Annotated in this window: 8 protein-coding genes; 5 read left to right on the top strand and 3 right to left on the bottom strand. The window is 59.7% G+C overall.

Annotated elements, in window-relative coordinates; all coding sequences use genetic code 11:
• Positions 1-112: 112 nt before the first annotated feature.
• The 5 genes from gltB (at position 113) to hemE (ending at position 12598) form a co-directional block, all read left to right on the top strand.
• Entirely contained in the window at positions 113-4558 is a 4446-nt protein-coding gene (gltB, locus tag JOE34_RS04245; protein ID WP_003422528.1) for a glutamate synthase large subunit, read from the top strand.
• A gap of 118 nt (positions 4559-4676) precedes the next feature.
• Positions 4677-6095, top strand: coding sequence for an FAD-dependent oxidoreductase (locus JOE34_RS04240; RefSeq protein WP_003422526.1), 1419 nt, complete (start codon positions 4677-4679; stop codon positions 6093-6095).
• A 165-nt stretch (positions 6096-6260) separates the two neighbouring features.
• Entirely contained in the window at positions 6261-7808 is a 1548-nt protein-coding gene (locus JOE34_RS04235; RefSeq protein WP_046266382.1) for an amidase family protein, read from the top strand.
• A 325-nt stretch (positions 7809-8133) separates the two neighbouring features.
• A complete protein-coding gene (locus JOE34_RS04230) occupies positions 8134-11394 on the top strand; it encodes a DUF6543 domain-containing protein (RefSeq protein WP_010420309.1) in 3261 nt (1086 codons plus the stop codon).
• 139 nt (positions 11395-11533) lie between these two features.
• On the top strand, positions 11534-12598 hold the full coding sequence (gene hemE / locus JOE34_RS04225) for a uroporphyrinogen decarboxylase (protein WP_010420306.1): 1065 nt from the start codon (positions 11534-11536) through the stop codon (positions 12596-12598).
• Between the two features lie 59 nt (positions 12599-12657).
• On the opposite strand, the gene JOE34_RS04220 is transcribed toward hemE, so the two are convergent.
• The 3 genes from JOE34_RS04220 to JOE34_RS04210 are packed head-to-tail and all read right to left on the bottom strand — an operon-like array spanning position 12658 to position 16347.
• Positions 12658-14133, bottom strand: coding sequence for a D-aminoacylase (locus JOE34_RS04220; RefSeq protein WP_209995126.1), 1476 nt, complete (start codon positions 14131-14133; stop codon positions 12658-12660).
• Positions 14134-14136: 3 nt separating this feature from the next.
• The gene (locus JOE34_RS04215; protein ID WP_003432135.1) at positions 14137-14997 is read right to left on the bottom strand and encodes a MurR/RpiR family transcriptional regulator; all 861 of its coding nucleotides are present in this window, start codon (positions 14995-14997) and stop codon (positions 14137-14139) included.
• Positions 14998-16347: a GntP family permease gene (locus tag JOE34_RS04210; RefSeq protein ID WP_032663013.1), complete on the bottom strand. Its 1350-nt coding sequence runs from the start codon at positions 16345-16347 to the stop codon at positions 14998-15000.
• Positions 16348-16530: the final 183 nt, after the last annotated feature.

The raw sequence follows: 16530 nt of genomic DNA, 5'->3' as shown, positions 1-16530 counted from the left end.
AATGACCTCCGTTTTGCCTGTCCGAAGCTGGCGCACGTTCGGCGTGACAGGTAATTGGTTGAATTAAAAGGAAATTTGCCTCGCATAGAGGCAGCCTGGTGAGAAAGTGTCTATGAAAGCAGGTCTGTACCAACCAGATGAATTCAAGGATAACTGCGGCTTCGGCCTGATCGCTCATATGCAGGGCGAGCCCAGTCATCACCTGTTGCAGACGGCCGTTCAGGCCCTGACCTGCATGACCCACCGTGGCGGTATCAACGCCGACGGCAAGACCGGCGACGGTTGCGGTCTGTTAATTCAGAAGCCCGATGGCTTCCTGCGTGCGATCGCCAAGCAACACTTCAACGTCGATCTGCCCCGCCAATATGCTGTGGGCATGGTGTTCCTCAATCAGGACGACGCCAGGGCCGACGCCGCGCGCGAAAACATGAACCGCGAAATCCTCGCCGAAGGCCTGGATCTGGTGGGCTGGCGTCAGGTGCCGATCGATACCAGCGTTCTGGGTCGCCTGGCGCTGGAGCGCCTGCCGAAAATCGAGCAAGTATTCATTGGCGGTGAAGGCCTGAGCGATCAGGAATTCGCCATCAAACTGTTCAGTGCGCGTCGCCGCTCGTCGGTGTCCAACGCCGCAGATACCGATCACTACATCTGCAGCTTTTCGCACAAGACCATCATTTATAAAGGCCTGATGATGCCGGCCGACCTCACGGCCTTCTTCCCGGACCTGAGCGACGAGCGTCTGCAGACCGCTATCTGCGTGTTCCACCAGCGCTTTTCTACCAATACCCTGCCGAAATGGCCGCTGGCGCAGCCGTTCCGCTTCCTCGCCCACAACGGCGAGATCAACACCATTACCGGCAACCGCAACTGGGCACAGGCGCGGCGCACCAAGTTCACCAACGATCTGATGGACCTGGACGAACTGGGCCCGCTGGTCAACCGCGTGGGTTCTGACTCATCGAGCATGGACAACATGCTTGAGCTGATGGTCACCGGCGGCATCGACCTGTTCCGTGGCGTGCGCATGATCATTCCGCCTGCGTGGCAGAACGTCGAGACCATGGACCCGGACCTGCGGGCATTCTATGAGTACAACTCCATGCACATGGAGCCGTGGGACGGCCCTGCGGGCGTGGTCATGACCGAAGGTCGTCATGCGGTCTGCCTGCTAGACCGCAACGGCCTGCGCCCGGCGCGCTGGGTCACGACCAAGAACGGCTACATCACCCTCGCATCGGAAATCGGCGTGTGGGATTACAAACCCGAAGATGTCATCGCCAAGGGCCGTGTCGGTCCGGGGCAGATCTTTGCCGTGGACACCGAAACCGGTCAGATCCTCGACACCGATGCTATCGACAACCGCCTCAAGTCGCGTCATCCGTACAAGCAATGGCTGCGCAAGAATGCCCTGCGCATTCAGGCGACCATGGAAGACAATGACCACGGTTCGGCTTTTTACGACAGCGAGCAGCTCAAGCAGTACATGAAGATGTATCAGGTCACGTTCGAAGAGCGTGATCAGGTGCTGCGTCCGCTGGGCGAGCAGGGTCAGGAAGCCGTAGGCTCGATGGGTGATGACACGCCAATGGCCGTGCTGTCGCGTCGTGTGCGCTCGCCTTACGATTACTTCCGTCAGCAGTTCGCGCAGGTGACCAACCCGCCGATCGACCCGCTGCGTGAAGCCATCGTCATGTCGCTGGAGATCTGCCTTGGTGCCGAGCGCAATATCTTCCAGGAGTCGCCGGAGCACGCCTCGCGCGTGATCCTCAGCTCGCCGGTCATTTCGCCAGCCAAATGGCGCTCGCTGATGAACCTGGAGCGTCCAGGGTTCGAGCGCCATATCATTGACCTGAACTACGATGAAAGCCTGGGCCTTGAAGCCGCTGTGCGCAGCGTTGCCGATCAGGCCGAAGAAGCCGTGCGTGCCGGTCATACGCTGATCGTGCTGAGCGACCGACACATCGCGCCGGGCAAGCTGCCTGTGCACGCCTCTCTGGCGGTCGGCGCGGTTCACCACCGTCTGACCGAGCGGGGTCTGCGCTGCGACAGCAACATCCTGGTCGAAACCGCAACGGCGCGTGACCCGCACCATTTCGCCGTGCTGATCGGCTTCGGCGCCTCGGCGGTCTATCCGTTCCTGGCCTACGAAGTGCTGGGCGACCTGATCCGTACCGGCGAAGTACTGGGCGATCTGTACGAAGTCTTCAAGAACTACCGCAAAGGCATCACCAAGGGCCTGCTCAAGATCCTCTCGAAGATGGGCATCTCGACCGTTGCGTCCTACCGTGGCGCGCAGTTGTTCGAAGCCATTGGCCTGTCCGAGGAAGTCTGCGACCTCAGCTTCCGCGGTGTACCGAGCCGCCTGAAGGGCGCGCGCTTTGTCGACATCGAAGCCGAACAGAAGGCGCTGGCTGCCGAGGCCTGGAGCCCGCGCAAGCCGATCCAGCAAGGCGGCCTGCTCAAGTTCGTGTTTGGTGGTGAGTACCACGCCTACAACCCGGACGTGGTCAGCACCCTGCAGGCCGCCGTGCAGCAGGGCGACTACAGCAAGTTCAAGGAATACACCTCACTGGTGGACCAGCGTCCGGTGTCGATGATTCGTGACCTGCTGCAGGTCAGGACAATCGATCAGCCGCTGAACATCGACGAAATCGAGCCGCTGAGCGAAATCTTCAAGCGCTTCGACTCGGCCGGTATTTCTCTGGGCGCTTTGTCGCCCGAGGCCCACGAAGCGTTGGCCGAGGCGATGAACCGTCTGGGCGCGCGCTCCAACTCCGGTGAGGGTGGCGAAGACCCGGCCCGTTACGGCACGGTCCGCAGTTCCAAGATCAAGCAGATCGCGACGGGCCGCTTTGGCGTGACGCCCGAGTATCTGGTCAATGCCGATGTGCTGCAGATCAAGGTCGCGCAGGGCGCCAAGCCGGGCGAGGGCGGGCAACTGCCGGGCGGCAAGGTCAATGGCCTGATCGCCAAGCTGCGTTATGCAGTACCGGGCGTGACGCTGATTTCGCCGCCTCCGCACCACGACATCTATTCCATCGAAGATTTGTCGCAGCTGATTTTTGACCTGAAACAGGTCAACCCGGCGGCGCTGGTCTCGGTCAAGCTGGTGGCAGAAGCGGGCGTCGGCACCATTGCCGCCGGTGTCGCCAAGGCCTATGCCGACCTGATCACCATTTCCGGTTACGACGGTGGCACCGGTGCATCGCCGCTGACCTCGATCAAGTACGCCGGCGCACCGTGGGAGCTGGGGCTGGCCGAAACCCACCAGACCCTGCGTGGCAACGACCTGCGCGGCAAGGTTCGGGTACAAACCGACGGTGGTCTGAAAACCGGCCTGGACGTGATCAAGGCCGCCATCCTCGGGGCCGAAAGCTTCGGCTTCGGCACCGCGCCGATGATCGCGCTGGGCTGCAAATACCTGCGTATCTGCCACCTGAACAACTGCGCCACCGGCGTAGCGACCCAGAACGAAAAGCTGCGCAAGGACCATTACATCGGCACCGTCGATATGGTGATCAACTTCTTCACCTACGTGGCGGAAGAAACCCGCGAGTGGCTGGCCAAGCTGGGTGTTCGCTCACTGGAAGAGCTGATCGGGCGCACCGACCTGCTGGACATCCTGCCGGGCGAAACCGAGAAGCAGCAGCATCTGGACCTGACACCGTTGCTGGGCAGCGACCACATTCCGGCCGACAAGCCTCAGTTCAGCCTGGTGGATCGCAACCCGCCGTTCGACAAGGGCCTGCTGGCCGAGAAGATGGTGGAGATGGCCAAGCCGGCCATCGAGTCGCTCAGCGGCGGCGACTACGAACTGGATATCTGCAACTGCGACCGTTCGATCGGCGCGCGCATCTCTGGCGAAATCGCCAGACTGCACGGCAACCAGGGCATGAACAAGGCACCTGTCACCTTCCGCTTCAAGGGCACTGCCGGTCAGAGCTTCGGGGTGTGGAACGCCGGTGGCCTGAACATGTATCTGGAAGGCGATGCCAACGACTACGTCGGCAAGGGCATGACCGCTGGCAAGCTGGTAATCGTGCCGCCCAAGGGCAGCCCGTTCAAGACCAACGAAAGTGCGATTATCGGCAACACCTGCCTGTACGGCGCAACCGGCGGCAAGCTGTTTGCGGCAGGTACGGCAGGCGAGCGTTTCGCCGTGCGTAACTCCGGTGCTCATACTGTCGTTGAAGGCACTGGCGATCATTGCTGCGAATACATGACGGGTGGTTTCGTCTGCGTACTGGGCAAGACCGGCTACAACTTCGGTTCCGGCATGACCGGCGGTTTCGCCTACGTGCTCGACCTGGACAACACCTTCGTTGACCTCGTTAACCATGAACTGGTCGAGATCCAGCGTATCAGCGGCGAATCGATGGAGGCTTACCGCACTCACCTGCAAAGCGTCCTGAATGAGTACGTCGCGGAAACCGACAGCGAATGGGGCCGCAATATCGCGGAAAACCTGGACGACTACCTGCGTCGTTTCTGGCTGGTCAAGCCCAAGGCTGCCAACCTGAAATCGCTGCTGTCCAGCACTCGGGCGAATCCGCAGTAAAAGCAGCTGCTAGCGGTTAGCTTCAAGCCGCAAGTTTGCCACCCTGTGAATTGAACTGAATTGATTTCTTGCAGCTTGAAGCTTGTCGCTTGAAGCTGCCGCAAAGAGGCTCCAGAGAATGGCTGAACGTCTCAGTAACGACTTCCAGTTCATCGACGTCGGACGTAAAGACCCGAAGAAGAAACTGCTGCGTCAACGCAAGAAAGAGTTCGTGGAAATCTACGAGCCTTTCAAGCCCCAGCAGTCTGCCGATCAAGCGCACCGCTGCCTGGGCTGCGGCAACCCGTATTGCGAATGGAAGTGCCCGGTGCACAACTTCATTCCCAACTGGCTCAAGCTGGTCGCCGAGGGCAATATCCTCGCCGCTGCGGAATTGTCGCACCAGACCAACACCCTGCCGGAAGTCTGCGGCCGTGTGTGCCCGCAGGATCGCCTGTGTGAAGGTGCCTGCACACTGAACGACGGTTTCGGTGCGGTGACCATCGGTTCGGTCGAGAAGTACATCACCGATACCGCCTTTGCCATGGGCTGGCGTCCGGACATGTCCAAGGTCGTGCCGACCGGCAAGCGCGTCGCGATCATCGGCGCGGGGCCTGCGGGCCTGGGCTGTGCCGACGTGCTGGTGCGCGGCGGCGTGACCCCGGTGGTGTTCGACAAGAACCCGGAAATCGGCGGTCTGCTGACCTTCGGCATTCCGGAATTCAAGCTGGAGAAATCCGTGCTGAGCCATCGCCGTGAAGTGTTCACCGGCATGGGTATCGAATTCCGTCTCAACACCGAAGTCGGCAAGGATGTCACCATCGATCAACTGCTCGCCGAGTACGATGCGGTGTTCATGGGCATGGGCACCTACACCTACATGAAAGGCGGCTTCCCCGGTGAGGATCTGCCGGGCGTGCACGATGCGCTCGACTTCCTGATCGCCAACGTCAATCGCAACCTGGGTTTTGAAAAGGCGCCGGAAGACTTTGTCGACATGAAGGGCAAGCGGGTCGTGGTTCTGGGCGGTGGCGACACGGCGATGGACTGCAACCGCACCTCGATCCGCCAGGGCGCCAAGTCAGTGACCTGCGCCTACCGTCGCGACGAAGAAAACATGCCTGGCTCGCGCAAGGAAGTGAAAAACGCCAAGGAAGAAGGCGTGAGGTTCCTCTATAACCGTCAGCCTATCGCCATCATTGGCGAGGGCAAGGTTGAAGGCGTGAAAGTGGTCGAGACGCGCCTGGGCGAACCGGATGCCCGTGGTCGTCGCAGTCCCGAACCGATTCCGGGCTCCGAAGAGATCATCCCGGCAGAAGCCGTGGTCATCGCCTTCGGCTTCCGCCCAAGCCCGGCGCCCTGGTTCGAGCAGTTCACCATAAGCACCGACAGCCAGGGCCGCGTCGTGGCCCCGGAACAGGCGCAGTACAAGCACCAGACCAGCAACCCGAAGATCTTCGCGGGTGGCGACATGGTGCGCGGCTCCGACCTGGTGGTGACCGCTATCTTCGAAGGCCGTAATGCGGCTGAAGGGATTCTGGATTACCTGGGCGTCTGAGCCTTGTGTTGCCAGAGCGTGCCGCTACTCAGGCGCGCTCTGGCAACAAGCGTCTACCCATCACGGGTAATTTACCGATTTCTCTGACATCCCTTCTGCCCCCTCCTTCCTAAGCTTGGTGTAACTCGCTCAAGACGAGCGTTTTATCAACCAGGGAAGGACATCATGAACAATCAGTTTGGTTTCTGTCTCGCGCTCTCGATAGCGCCCTGCACATTTGCCAGCCAGGCGTACGCCAACTTCGATGGACCGGTTTTCGGTTCGATCATCGAAAACAAGGCGGTTTACTTTGAGTCCAGTGTCGAGCTCCAGCGACGCATGAGCGCAGGCAGCCTGACCTCTGCCGGGCTGGTGACAGACCTGCTCCAGCGCATCGAAGTGCTGAACAAAAATGGCCCGGCGCTTAACGCCCTCATTGAAATCAACCCCGACGCTCTGCAGATAGCCGCGGAACTGGACGGGGAGCGTTCCCGTGGGGAGCAACGTGGGCCGCTGCATGGCATCCCCATCGTGATAAAAGACAATCTCGATACGGCCGACAGGATGCAGACGACTGCGGGTGCGCTCGCTATGGTCGGGGCGCCTGCGCCCCACGATGCTTTCGTGGTGCAGCGGCTTCGCGAGGCCGGCGCGATCATCATCGGCAAAGCCAATCTCAGCGAATGGGCGCATTTTCGTGGGTACGAGGTGCCGAGCGGTTGGAGTGGTCGCGGCGGGCAGACGCGTCATCCCTATGACTTGAACGCTGATCCGCTTGGCTCCAGCTCCGGTTCGGCAGTGGCTCTTGCGGCTGGATTTTCACCCCTGGCGGTGGGCACCGAAACCAATGGGTCGATCATCCAGCCTGCAGCCACGAGTGGTGTCGTAGGGCTGAGGCCTACGCTGGGCCGGCTCAGCCGTACCGGCATGATTCCGCTCTCCAGTCGTCAGGACACCCCCGGGCCCATGGCGCGAACGGTCACGGATACCGCCATCCTGCTGACGGCGATGAGCGGTACCGACCCTCTCGACGAAGCCACCGCCCGAGCCTGCGCTGACACCGTGAACTATGTCGATCAGCTCAGAGCGGACGCGTTGAACGGCAAGCGCCTGGGCTATTCGAGCCGCACCCATGACGGCATGCTGATGGACGACGATCCTGAATTCCAAAAGGTGAAGAGTCGTTTGAGTTCGGCCGGGGCGATACTGGTTCCAGTCGACGTTCCGTCGATTGATAGCACCCCGGAGTATCGAGTGCTGCTGCATGACTTCAAGCGTGAGCTTAACGCTTACTTGAGCACACGCACCGGGCTGGGGGTCAGCACGCTGGATGACATCATTGCATTCAATACCGCGTCTGATGGCGCGCAAGCCTATGACCAGGATTTATTGATTGACTCCTCGGGCGCGACTCTCGATCAGGAGAATTACCTGTCCATTGCAACCCATTTGCGCACTGCTCATCGGCAATTGATCGATGGGCTCCTGCAACAGCACTCGCTTGACGCGCTCATTGACTGGTCAGAGGTTTCGTTCAAAGCGGTTGGCGCAATCGCGGGTTATCCGGGAATAACCGTGCCTGTCGGGCTCGAAGAGAATGGCCTGCCAAGAGGGTTATATTTTCTTTCCACTGCCTGGGATGAAGCTGATTTGCTGAGCTATGCCTACGCACTTGAACAGGCGCTTGCAGCATCTGCAGCTTCGGGGCATTCGGGTATCAGTCAGGATAATTGATTCCATATTCCAGCGTGGCCAAGGTCAGGCCTGGATTGGGGGGGGGCTGGGAAAACGGTTTCGTGACGTTTTGAAATAATCCGATCCCGGTATTGAAAAGCGCTTTTCATTAAGTTTCACCGCCCTGCCACAGGCGGTGTATCAAGGTTTCAATCCCTCTTTTGAATGCCGATCAAAGCCTGTTGCGGTGTAGGTGACAGGTGATTGTTTACAGCTGTTTTCCGCCCCCTTTACCGACGCCTGAAAAGGATTACGCTCCTGATCCTCATCGGGAGCTCATCGCCTTGGATACTCCCTCCATCCATGTTGCTATAAGGAAATAGCCATGTTGAACGCAGCACCCATGGGCAAGCTTGCGCGCTCCACTGAACAGCAATCTCTCGGCCCGGACAGGTTCACGCCCAGTAGCGTTGCCGTCCGCGAACACCGCAACCGGGAACGGGCAGACCGGATAATCGACCAGTTCGTCGAGCGCTTCACAGAGAAAGACTTTTTCCCGGATGACGGCGATGAGGCTTTGTTTGCCTTACTGGTTCAGTTGCCTGAATGGCCTGCAGACCTGTCGATCCGGATTCACAACGATAACGACGAAGTCCTCGCGATTTTTTTGAAAGGCAACGATGAAAGCGTCGTTCAGAACAGTGTTGTCCTGATGCAGAACGCTGATGCTTATATCGTTCCGGATAATATTCCGGTCGCCGATGACGAGCCATTGCTGCGTTGGGTGTTCAGTCAGTTGCCGGTAGGTTCCAGGGTCGGAATGGGCGGCAACTTTCCCGGTAGTCACAGTGATAGCGGACGAATCGTCACCCTGCGCGAGCAAATAGCGGGGCTGGCAAATGACCAGAGGCCGCTGTTATTCGATGCACTTGTGGCGGCCGGTGAGGGCGCCTCGAAGGTTCAGCTGGATACCCGCACACGAAATCCCTTCCTGCCCCTGTGGATTCGTCAGCAGACTCTGCTTTCCGCTGCTCTGAGCGAACTGTGCGCTTTATACCCACAGGTTCCCGTCGGACGTCTTGAAGAGCTGCTGGAGCAGTTGCCGCTGACAGTGCAGGACGACGCTGACTTTCTGGATAATGGTGGTCTGCCAGACTCTTTCGACGAGGCCTTGAACATTTCTGTGCAGGAATGGAGCAGCAGTCTGGCTATCGACGGCCTGTCGCGAACACGGAGCTTCAACGCCTACACTGATGAGCTGGCCCGCGAGATCACAAGCGAATTGCTGGCTGTTGAATCGGGGCGAGCGTTGCTGATCTTCGAGTCCGGCGATAGCGAGTCCTTCCCGGCAGACCCTGACGATACCCGTATCGTTTTGCGGCATGACGGCTACGGTAATTACAGTGCACGGGACGCCGAGAACGGTGAGTTTGTCTCATTCAAGCCGGGTACCGACAGCTTCTATCTCGCGATCGGTTCGCAATTGAAAACCGAAGAGCGTTCTGCGCTGGGCATGCAGTTCGAGCAGGATGTGAAAGGGATTCGCGACGTTCTGACCCGGCGTGCCATTGAGAAAAATCGCGGTTGGTTTGACCCTGAGCAACCCACTGAAATCGAAAGCGATTGTCTGCCTGACTGGTTCGCGAACGCGACCGATGTCGAAAAACAGCGCTGGAAAGTGGCGGTGCAGGACTACAGTCAGGCCTTGCTCGAAGCCCAGGCACCTGACCTGCTGGATCCTTCCATTTACGGACAGCCGGACCGGTTGCGTCACTACGCCCGGGCGAGGCTACAAGAGCGAATTTTACTCGACCACGGTATGACAGTGGATCCTGACCTTATCACCGTCCATACCATCAGCGTCGAGATTGATCCGGGTGTCGGCATTGATATCGATTACGAATATGTCGGCCCTTCCGAGCTGGAGCCGCATTACGAAACTCAAGAGCGCAGCCTTACAGATCTGTCGCTGGAAAACATTGCCTTCACCAATATCAACTTTCTACTCACCAGTCGCGCGTTTGACGATCAAGGGCAATTGGTCCGTTTCCTCAACGCTGGTTATCTGTTTGGCCTGATTCGTGATCTGAACATTGGTGAGAGTTACTCCAGATACCTCAGCACGGTTCTGTCCACGTCGGCGGCAGGACAATGGCACTGTGAGCGTTATGCACGCGTCATGCGCGCACAAATGCGCCTCGACGCGATCGAGGCGAAGATGGCGGGCGACTTTCTGGGCGATGGCGGGCTTCCTCCCGAGCTGGCGAACAGAGGCTACAAATGGGTTGCCGCGGTGCTTGATCATCCAACTGACAGTGATGATCGCGCAATGGTGGAGGGGCATCGCATTCAGGTCAGCCAGTTACTCATCAATGGTGTTTCATTGAGTGGTGTATTGGTGATCGGCACAGAGTCGCGCTCCAGCGTCGCCACGCTGATGGTCTTTACCCCGCAGGCTCCTGACGGAATATGCTTTCGGGAGATGAGCAATTCGCAGGAGTTTCGGCAGCGGATCCTGCTTGAGCCCGATTTTCTGGACTATCTGGTGGGCAAGGCACCTTTGGCCGCCCAGGCCGATGTCAGGCATGTGCTGACCGCTGGCCGTGACACGCTGTTCATGGATCTGCAGCCGTGTACCGGGAATTTTCTCGAGGCGGTCTATGAGTCTGAAGTCGCTCGGGTGATTTCTGCCGTCGATGAACAGACCAATACCAACTGGGAAACCTACTGGGAAAGTGCCTGGGAAATCACCAAAGTCGTTGGCGACATCGTCCTCATCTTCACGCCTTTCAAAGTGCAGTTGCCGATCGCTGCCCTTCGCAGTTTTTACGCCATCTGGCAGGGCGTTGGAAAGAAGTCCAGCGAACAGGGTATCGCTCCGTTGTATTTCGTTCAGGCGGCGCTGTTGTTGGCCGATGCACTGACGCTGTCAAAAGGGCGGCGGGTCAGGACGTCTTCTGCGGCAAAGACAGGCCGCTCTGTGCTCGACCCGAAAACAGCCGTATCCAAAACGCCTGTCGGTTTGAAAATGCGCGACGACGGGATTTACCGGGGCATCCATGAGAAAGCTCAAGAGGGTGTGCCGAGCCGCTTTTATGCCGTGCAACAGGAAAAAGCCTATGCCGTCACATATGACTCCGACTCGGCAGCGTGGCGGGTTATCGATTCGCGGCGGCCAGATGCTTACTACCAACTGCCGATCCAGCTTGACGATCAAGGTGTCTGGGTGCATGCGTCGACCGGTTTGCGCGGCGGTGGCAGACACCGCATAACCAAACTGCCCATGGAATCAGCAGGCGGTGCCGGTACGCCGGGCAAGAGCGCTGGAAAGCTCAGGTACAAAATACACATGAATGATTTTTTCGACACTGCCGAGTTCAAAGCGGCGTATGAGCATATACAGGCCAAGGATCTGGAAGCCTCAGTCAAGAATGCTGTTGAGAAGTACGTTCTTGATGGCGCTGCTCACCTGCATAAATGGAAGCCCACTGCAAAAAATAAACTGGATAAAAACGGAAAGTTTTATTTCCTGGACCTGACTTCCATTGGCGATAGCACTGGGAGAGGTGATTGGCGTCTGGGGCTCAAGCGGGTGGAAAAAGGCATGCTTGAGCCTTTCGATATCGTCAACCATAAGAACATGTGAGAGAAATCGGCCGGTTCTGAAGGCGCATGACCCTGTATAACCACAGCAAATCGCCTCGATAGACAAAAGGCACGGCTCCCGCCGTGCCTTTTGCGTCGAGCTCTGAGAAAATGCCGGCACTTTTATTGCGGATGCCGACATGACTGCCCTGAAGAACGACCGTTTCCTTCGCGCTTTGCTCAAGCAACCCGTAGACGTCACGCCGGTATGGATGATGCGTCAGGCAGGTCGTTACCTGCCGGAATACCGCGCCAGCCGCGCCAGTGCCGGGGACTTCATGAGCCTGTGCAAGAACCCGCAGTTCGCCTGTGAAGTCACCCTACAGCCGCTGGATCGCTACCCGCTGGACGCAGCGATTCTGTTCTCCGACATCCTGACCATTCCCGATGCGATGGGCCAGGGGCTGTACTTTGAAACCGGCGAAGGTCCGCGCTTCAGGAAAACCGTCAGCACGCTGGCCGACATCGAAGCGTTGCCGATCCCTGATGCACAGCAGGATCTGGGTTACGTGATGGATGCGGTCAGCACCATTCGCCGCGAACTCAATGGTCGTGTACCGCTGATCGGTTTCGCTGGCAGCCCATGGACGCTGGCGACCTACATGGTCGAGGGCGGTTCGTCGAAGGACTTCCGCAAATCCAAGGCCATGCTTTACGACAACCCGCAAGCCATGCACCTGCTGCTCGACAAGCTGGCGCAGTCAGTGATCTCCTACCTCAATGGCCAGATCCTGGCCGGTGCGCAGGCCGTGCAGATCTTCGACAGCTGGGGCGGCAGCCTGTCTTCGGCGGCGTATCAGGAGTTCTCGCTGGCCTACATGCGCAAGATCGTCAACGGCCTGATTCGCGAAAACGACGGGCGCAAGGTGCCAGTGATCGTGTTCACCAAAGGCGGCGGCCTGTGGTTGGAAAGCATTGCCGACATCGGTGCAGACACCCTCGGGCTGGACTGGACTTGCGACATCGGCGAAGCGCGTCAGCGTGTCGGCAGCAAGGTTTCGCTGCAAGGCAACATGGACCCGACCGTGCTGTACGCGCGCCCGGAAGCCATCCGCCAGGAAGTCGCACGCATCCTTGCCAGCTACGGCAGCGGCACCGGCCACGTCTTCAACCTCGGCCACGGCATCACCCCTGAAGTCGACCCGGCCAATGCCGGTGCGTTCATCAACGCGGTACACGAGTTGTCGGCGCAGTATCACGCGTAATTGCCGAACAACGATGCGTCGATACCTCAAGACGCATTTGTTGATTTCAGCGCCGACGACTACGTCGGCGCTTTCGCATCCGCAAAGCCTTCGCGCAGCGAACCGCTGCGGGGCAGGAATCGGCCCTGTCGCTCGCCATGCGGTTTGCCGTCGGCATAGCTCAAGCGGCCGTTGACCCAGACACCGTCGATGCCTTGCGCCGCTCGCTGAGGGTCTTTGAAATCTGCAACGTCGCGTACGGTTTGTGGATTGAACAGCACCAGGTCCGCCCAGTAGCCCTCGCGAATAAGACCGCGTTCGTGCAAGGCGAAGCGCGCGGCCGACAGCCCGGTCATTTTGTGTACGGCGGTGTGCAACGCAAACAGCCCCTTGTCGCGGCTGAAATGCCCGAGCACTCTGGGGAACGCGCCCCACAGGCGCGGATGGGGAAACGGGTCTTCCGGAAGACCATCGGAGCCGATCATCGCCAGCGGGTGAGACATGATGCGCTCGACGTCGCCCTCATCCATGCCGTAGTACACCGCGCCTGCAGGCTGCAACTTGCGTGCGGCGTCCAGCAATGACAGCCCCCAGTCGGCGGCAATCTCCTGCAGATCCCTGCCGCGCTGATCCGGGTGCGGCGTAGACCAGGTGATGGTGATGCGGAACGCGTCTGTAACTTGTTTGAGGTCCAGCGTCGAAGAGCTGGCCGCATAGGGATAGCAGTCGCAACCTACCGGATGGTCCTGCGCGGCTTTTTCCAGGGCTGCCAGCAGTTGCGGGCTGCGTCCCCAGTTGCCGGCACCAGCGCATTTCATGTGCGAGATGATGACCGGTGAGCGCGCATGGCGGCCTATATCGAATGCTTCCGCCATGGCCTCCAGCACCGGCTCGAATTCGCTGCGCAGGTGGGTGGTGTAAATCGCGCCGAACGCGCTGAGCTCTTCCGCCAGTTGTTTGACCTCGCTGGTTTCGGCCGAGAACGCAGAGGCGTAGGCAAGGCCGGTCGATAACCCCAGCGCGCCCGCTTCCAGGCTGTCGCGCAACTGCTCGCGCATCGCGGCAATTTCTTCCGGGCTGGCGCTGCGCAACAAGTTGTCCATGTGGTTGCTGCGCAAGGCGGTATGGCCGATCAGGGCCGCCACGTTGACGGCGGGCCGGGCGTTGTCGACGGCGGCGCGGTAGTCGGTGAAGCGTGGATAGACGAACGCAGCCGCGTCGCCCAGCAGGTTCATGGGGTCGGGAGGATTGCCCGTTAGCGAAACCGGCGACGCGCTGATCCCGCAGTTGCCGACGATGACGGTCGTCACGCCCTGGCTGATTTTCGGCAGCATCTCGGGTTTGCGGATGACCACCGTATCGTCGTGGGTGTGCACATCGATAAACCCGGGGGCCAGTACGCGACCGGCCGCATCGACTTCTTCCCGGGCACTGGCATTGCTCAGACTGCCGATGCGCTGGATGCGTCCTTCGCTGATTGCCACATCGGCGCGCACTCCCGGTGTGTCACTGCCGTCGATGACCAGTGCGTCGCGAATGATCAGGTCATAAAGCATGGTTCAGTCTCCCAGCGGCAGGCCATCTTCGCCGCCACGGTATTCATCCAGCGCAAGCTTGATCCGGCGCAGTCGCTCCTGATTGTCTTCAGGGCTCGCCAACGCCAGTTCGGTGGCCAGCACATCGATGGTTAGCAGCATGCCGTAACGCGCTGCGGTGGGTTTATAGATGAAATTGGTTTCAGCAATTTGTAACGGCAGCACGACCTCGGCCAGTTGTGCCAGTGGTGAATCAGGCAGCGTAATGGCCAGCACGCGGGCACCGTAGCTGCGCGCCAGAGTTACGGCGTCGAGCAGTTCCGGTGTGCGTCCGCTGAGCGAGCAGACAATCAGGCTGTGTTGCGGACCAAGCGTGGCGGCGACCATGCGCATCATCACCGGGTCGCGGCAGGCGGCCACCGGGTAACCCAGGCGCACCAGCCGGGTTTGCAGTTCCTCGCTGCACAGGCTGGAGCAGCCGCCCATGCCGAATGTGTGAATCATGCGCGCATCGGCGACACAGGCGATGGCGGCGGCAAAGCGCGTTGCATCGAAGCCGGCCAGGTGCTGGCGCAGGGTGGCTTCGATGTCGTCGACGATCCGGGTGAAAAACGCCGACTGCTCCGGCGCCGGTTCTGGATGCAGAAAGCGGCTGCCGACGCCGCTGGCCTGGGCCAGTTGCAGGCGTAAGTCGCGCAGATCCCGGCAACCGATACTGCGCGCGAAGCGTGACAGCGTCGCACTGCTGACTTCGGCGCGGCTGGCCAGCTCATCCAGACTGGCACTGGCCGCGAAGGCGATATCGCTGAGCAACAGCCTGGCAATTCGTCCTTCTCCTGCGCTGAGGGAATCCTGACGGGCACGTATCTGGTACAGAATGTCCACTCAAATCACCTGCGCCAGGCCCAGCGTCAGGGCGAAAGCGACGACCGAAATCAGCGTCTCCAATACCGTCCAGGTCTTGAATGTTTGCGCGACGGTCATGTTGAAATACTCCTTGATAAGCCAGAAACCACCGTCGTTGACGTGGGAAAAGATCACCGAGCCTGCGCCCGTTGCCAGCACCAGCAATTCGGGATGCGGGTAACCCAGCCCCAGTGCGACAGGTGCGACGATGCCCGATGCCGTGGTCATCGCCACCGTCGCCGAGCCGGTCGCAACCCGCATCAGTGCCGCGAACAACCAGCCCATCAGCAGGGGCGACAGATGAAAGTCCTGCGCCAGACCCACGATCTCATTGGTCACGCCGCTGTCGATCAGAATGCGATTCAAGCCGCCACCGGCACCTACTAGCAACGTGATGCTCGCGGTCGGTGCCAGGCACTCGTTGGTGAATTTCAGAATCGAGTCGCGGTTAAAGCCCTGCGCGATGCCCAGTGTCCAGAAACTCAGCAGGGTGGCCAGCAGCAGGGCAATCACCGAGTTGCCGATGAACAGCAGAAAGCTGTTGAACGCGCTGCCCGGTGTACTGATCAGGTTGGCCCAGCCACCCAGCAGCATCAGCACCACCGGCAGCAGAATCGTGGCCATGGTCAGGCCGAAGCTGGGTAGCTTCTGGCGTGGTTCGCGGTCGAGAAACTGCTTGGCCAGCGGGTTTTCAGCTGGCAAGTGGATGCGCGGCACAATGAATTTGGCATACACCGGACCGGCGATGATCGCCGTAGGGATGCCGATCAGGATGGCGTAGAACAGCGTTTGCCCTACCGACGCCTGATACGCCTGCACGGCGAGCATCGCAGCAGGGTGCGGCGGCACCAGCGCATGCACCACCGACAGACCGGCGACCATCGGCAGGCCGACCATCAGAATCGACACCCCGACACGCCGGGCCACAGTGAAGGCAATCGGTACCAGCAGAACGAAGCCGACCTCGAAGAACAGTGGCAAGCCCACCAGAAACGCAATGCAGACCATGGCCCAGTGCGCGTTGCGTTCGCCAAAGCGGTCGACCAGGGTGCGCGCCACCTGCTCGGCACCGCCAGACTCGGCCATCATCTTGCCAAGCATGGTGCCCAGTGCCACGACCAGCGCGATATGCCCCAGCGTTTTGCCAACCCCTGCCTCATAAGAGGCGACCACGCCACTGGCCGGCATTCCGGCGACCAGGGCCAGACCGACCGAAACAAGCGTAATGACGATAAACGGATTGAGGCGGTAACGCGCGATCAGCACGATCAAGGCGATGATGGCGACAGCGGCGTAGACCAATAGCGAAAGACCGGGTGACGGCGACATAGCGACGGTTCCTTGCAAAGTGGGTAGGCGAGGGCGCAACACCAACAGCTGAAGCTGTCAGCCTGAAGGCGACTCGGGAGTACTCGGCAGGGACGACGCAATAAGGTGGAGCAGAAGCGTTTCAGGGCGATCACAGGTATTCATTATTTTTATCTCTGTTTTCGTGATGAAAATAAATTACAC

The organism is Pseudomonas sp. PvP028 (genome assembly GCF_017832255.1).
GTDB classification, from domain to species: domain Bacteria; phylum Pseudomonadota; class Gammaproteobacteria; order Pseudomonadales; family Pseudomonadaceae; genus Aquipseudomonas; species Aquipseudomonas syringae.
This window is presented reverse-complemented; position numbering and strand designations above follow the sequence as displayed.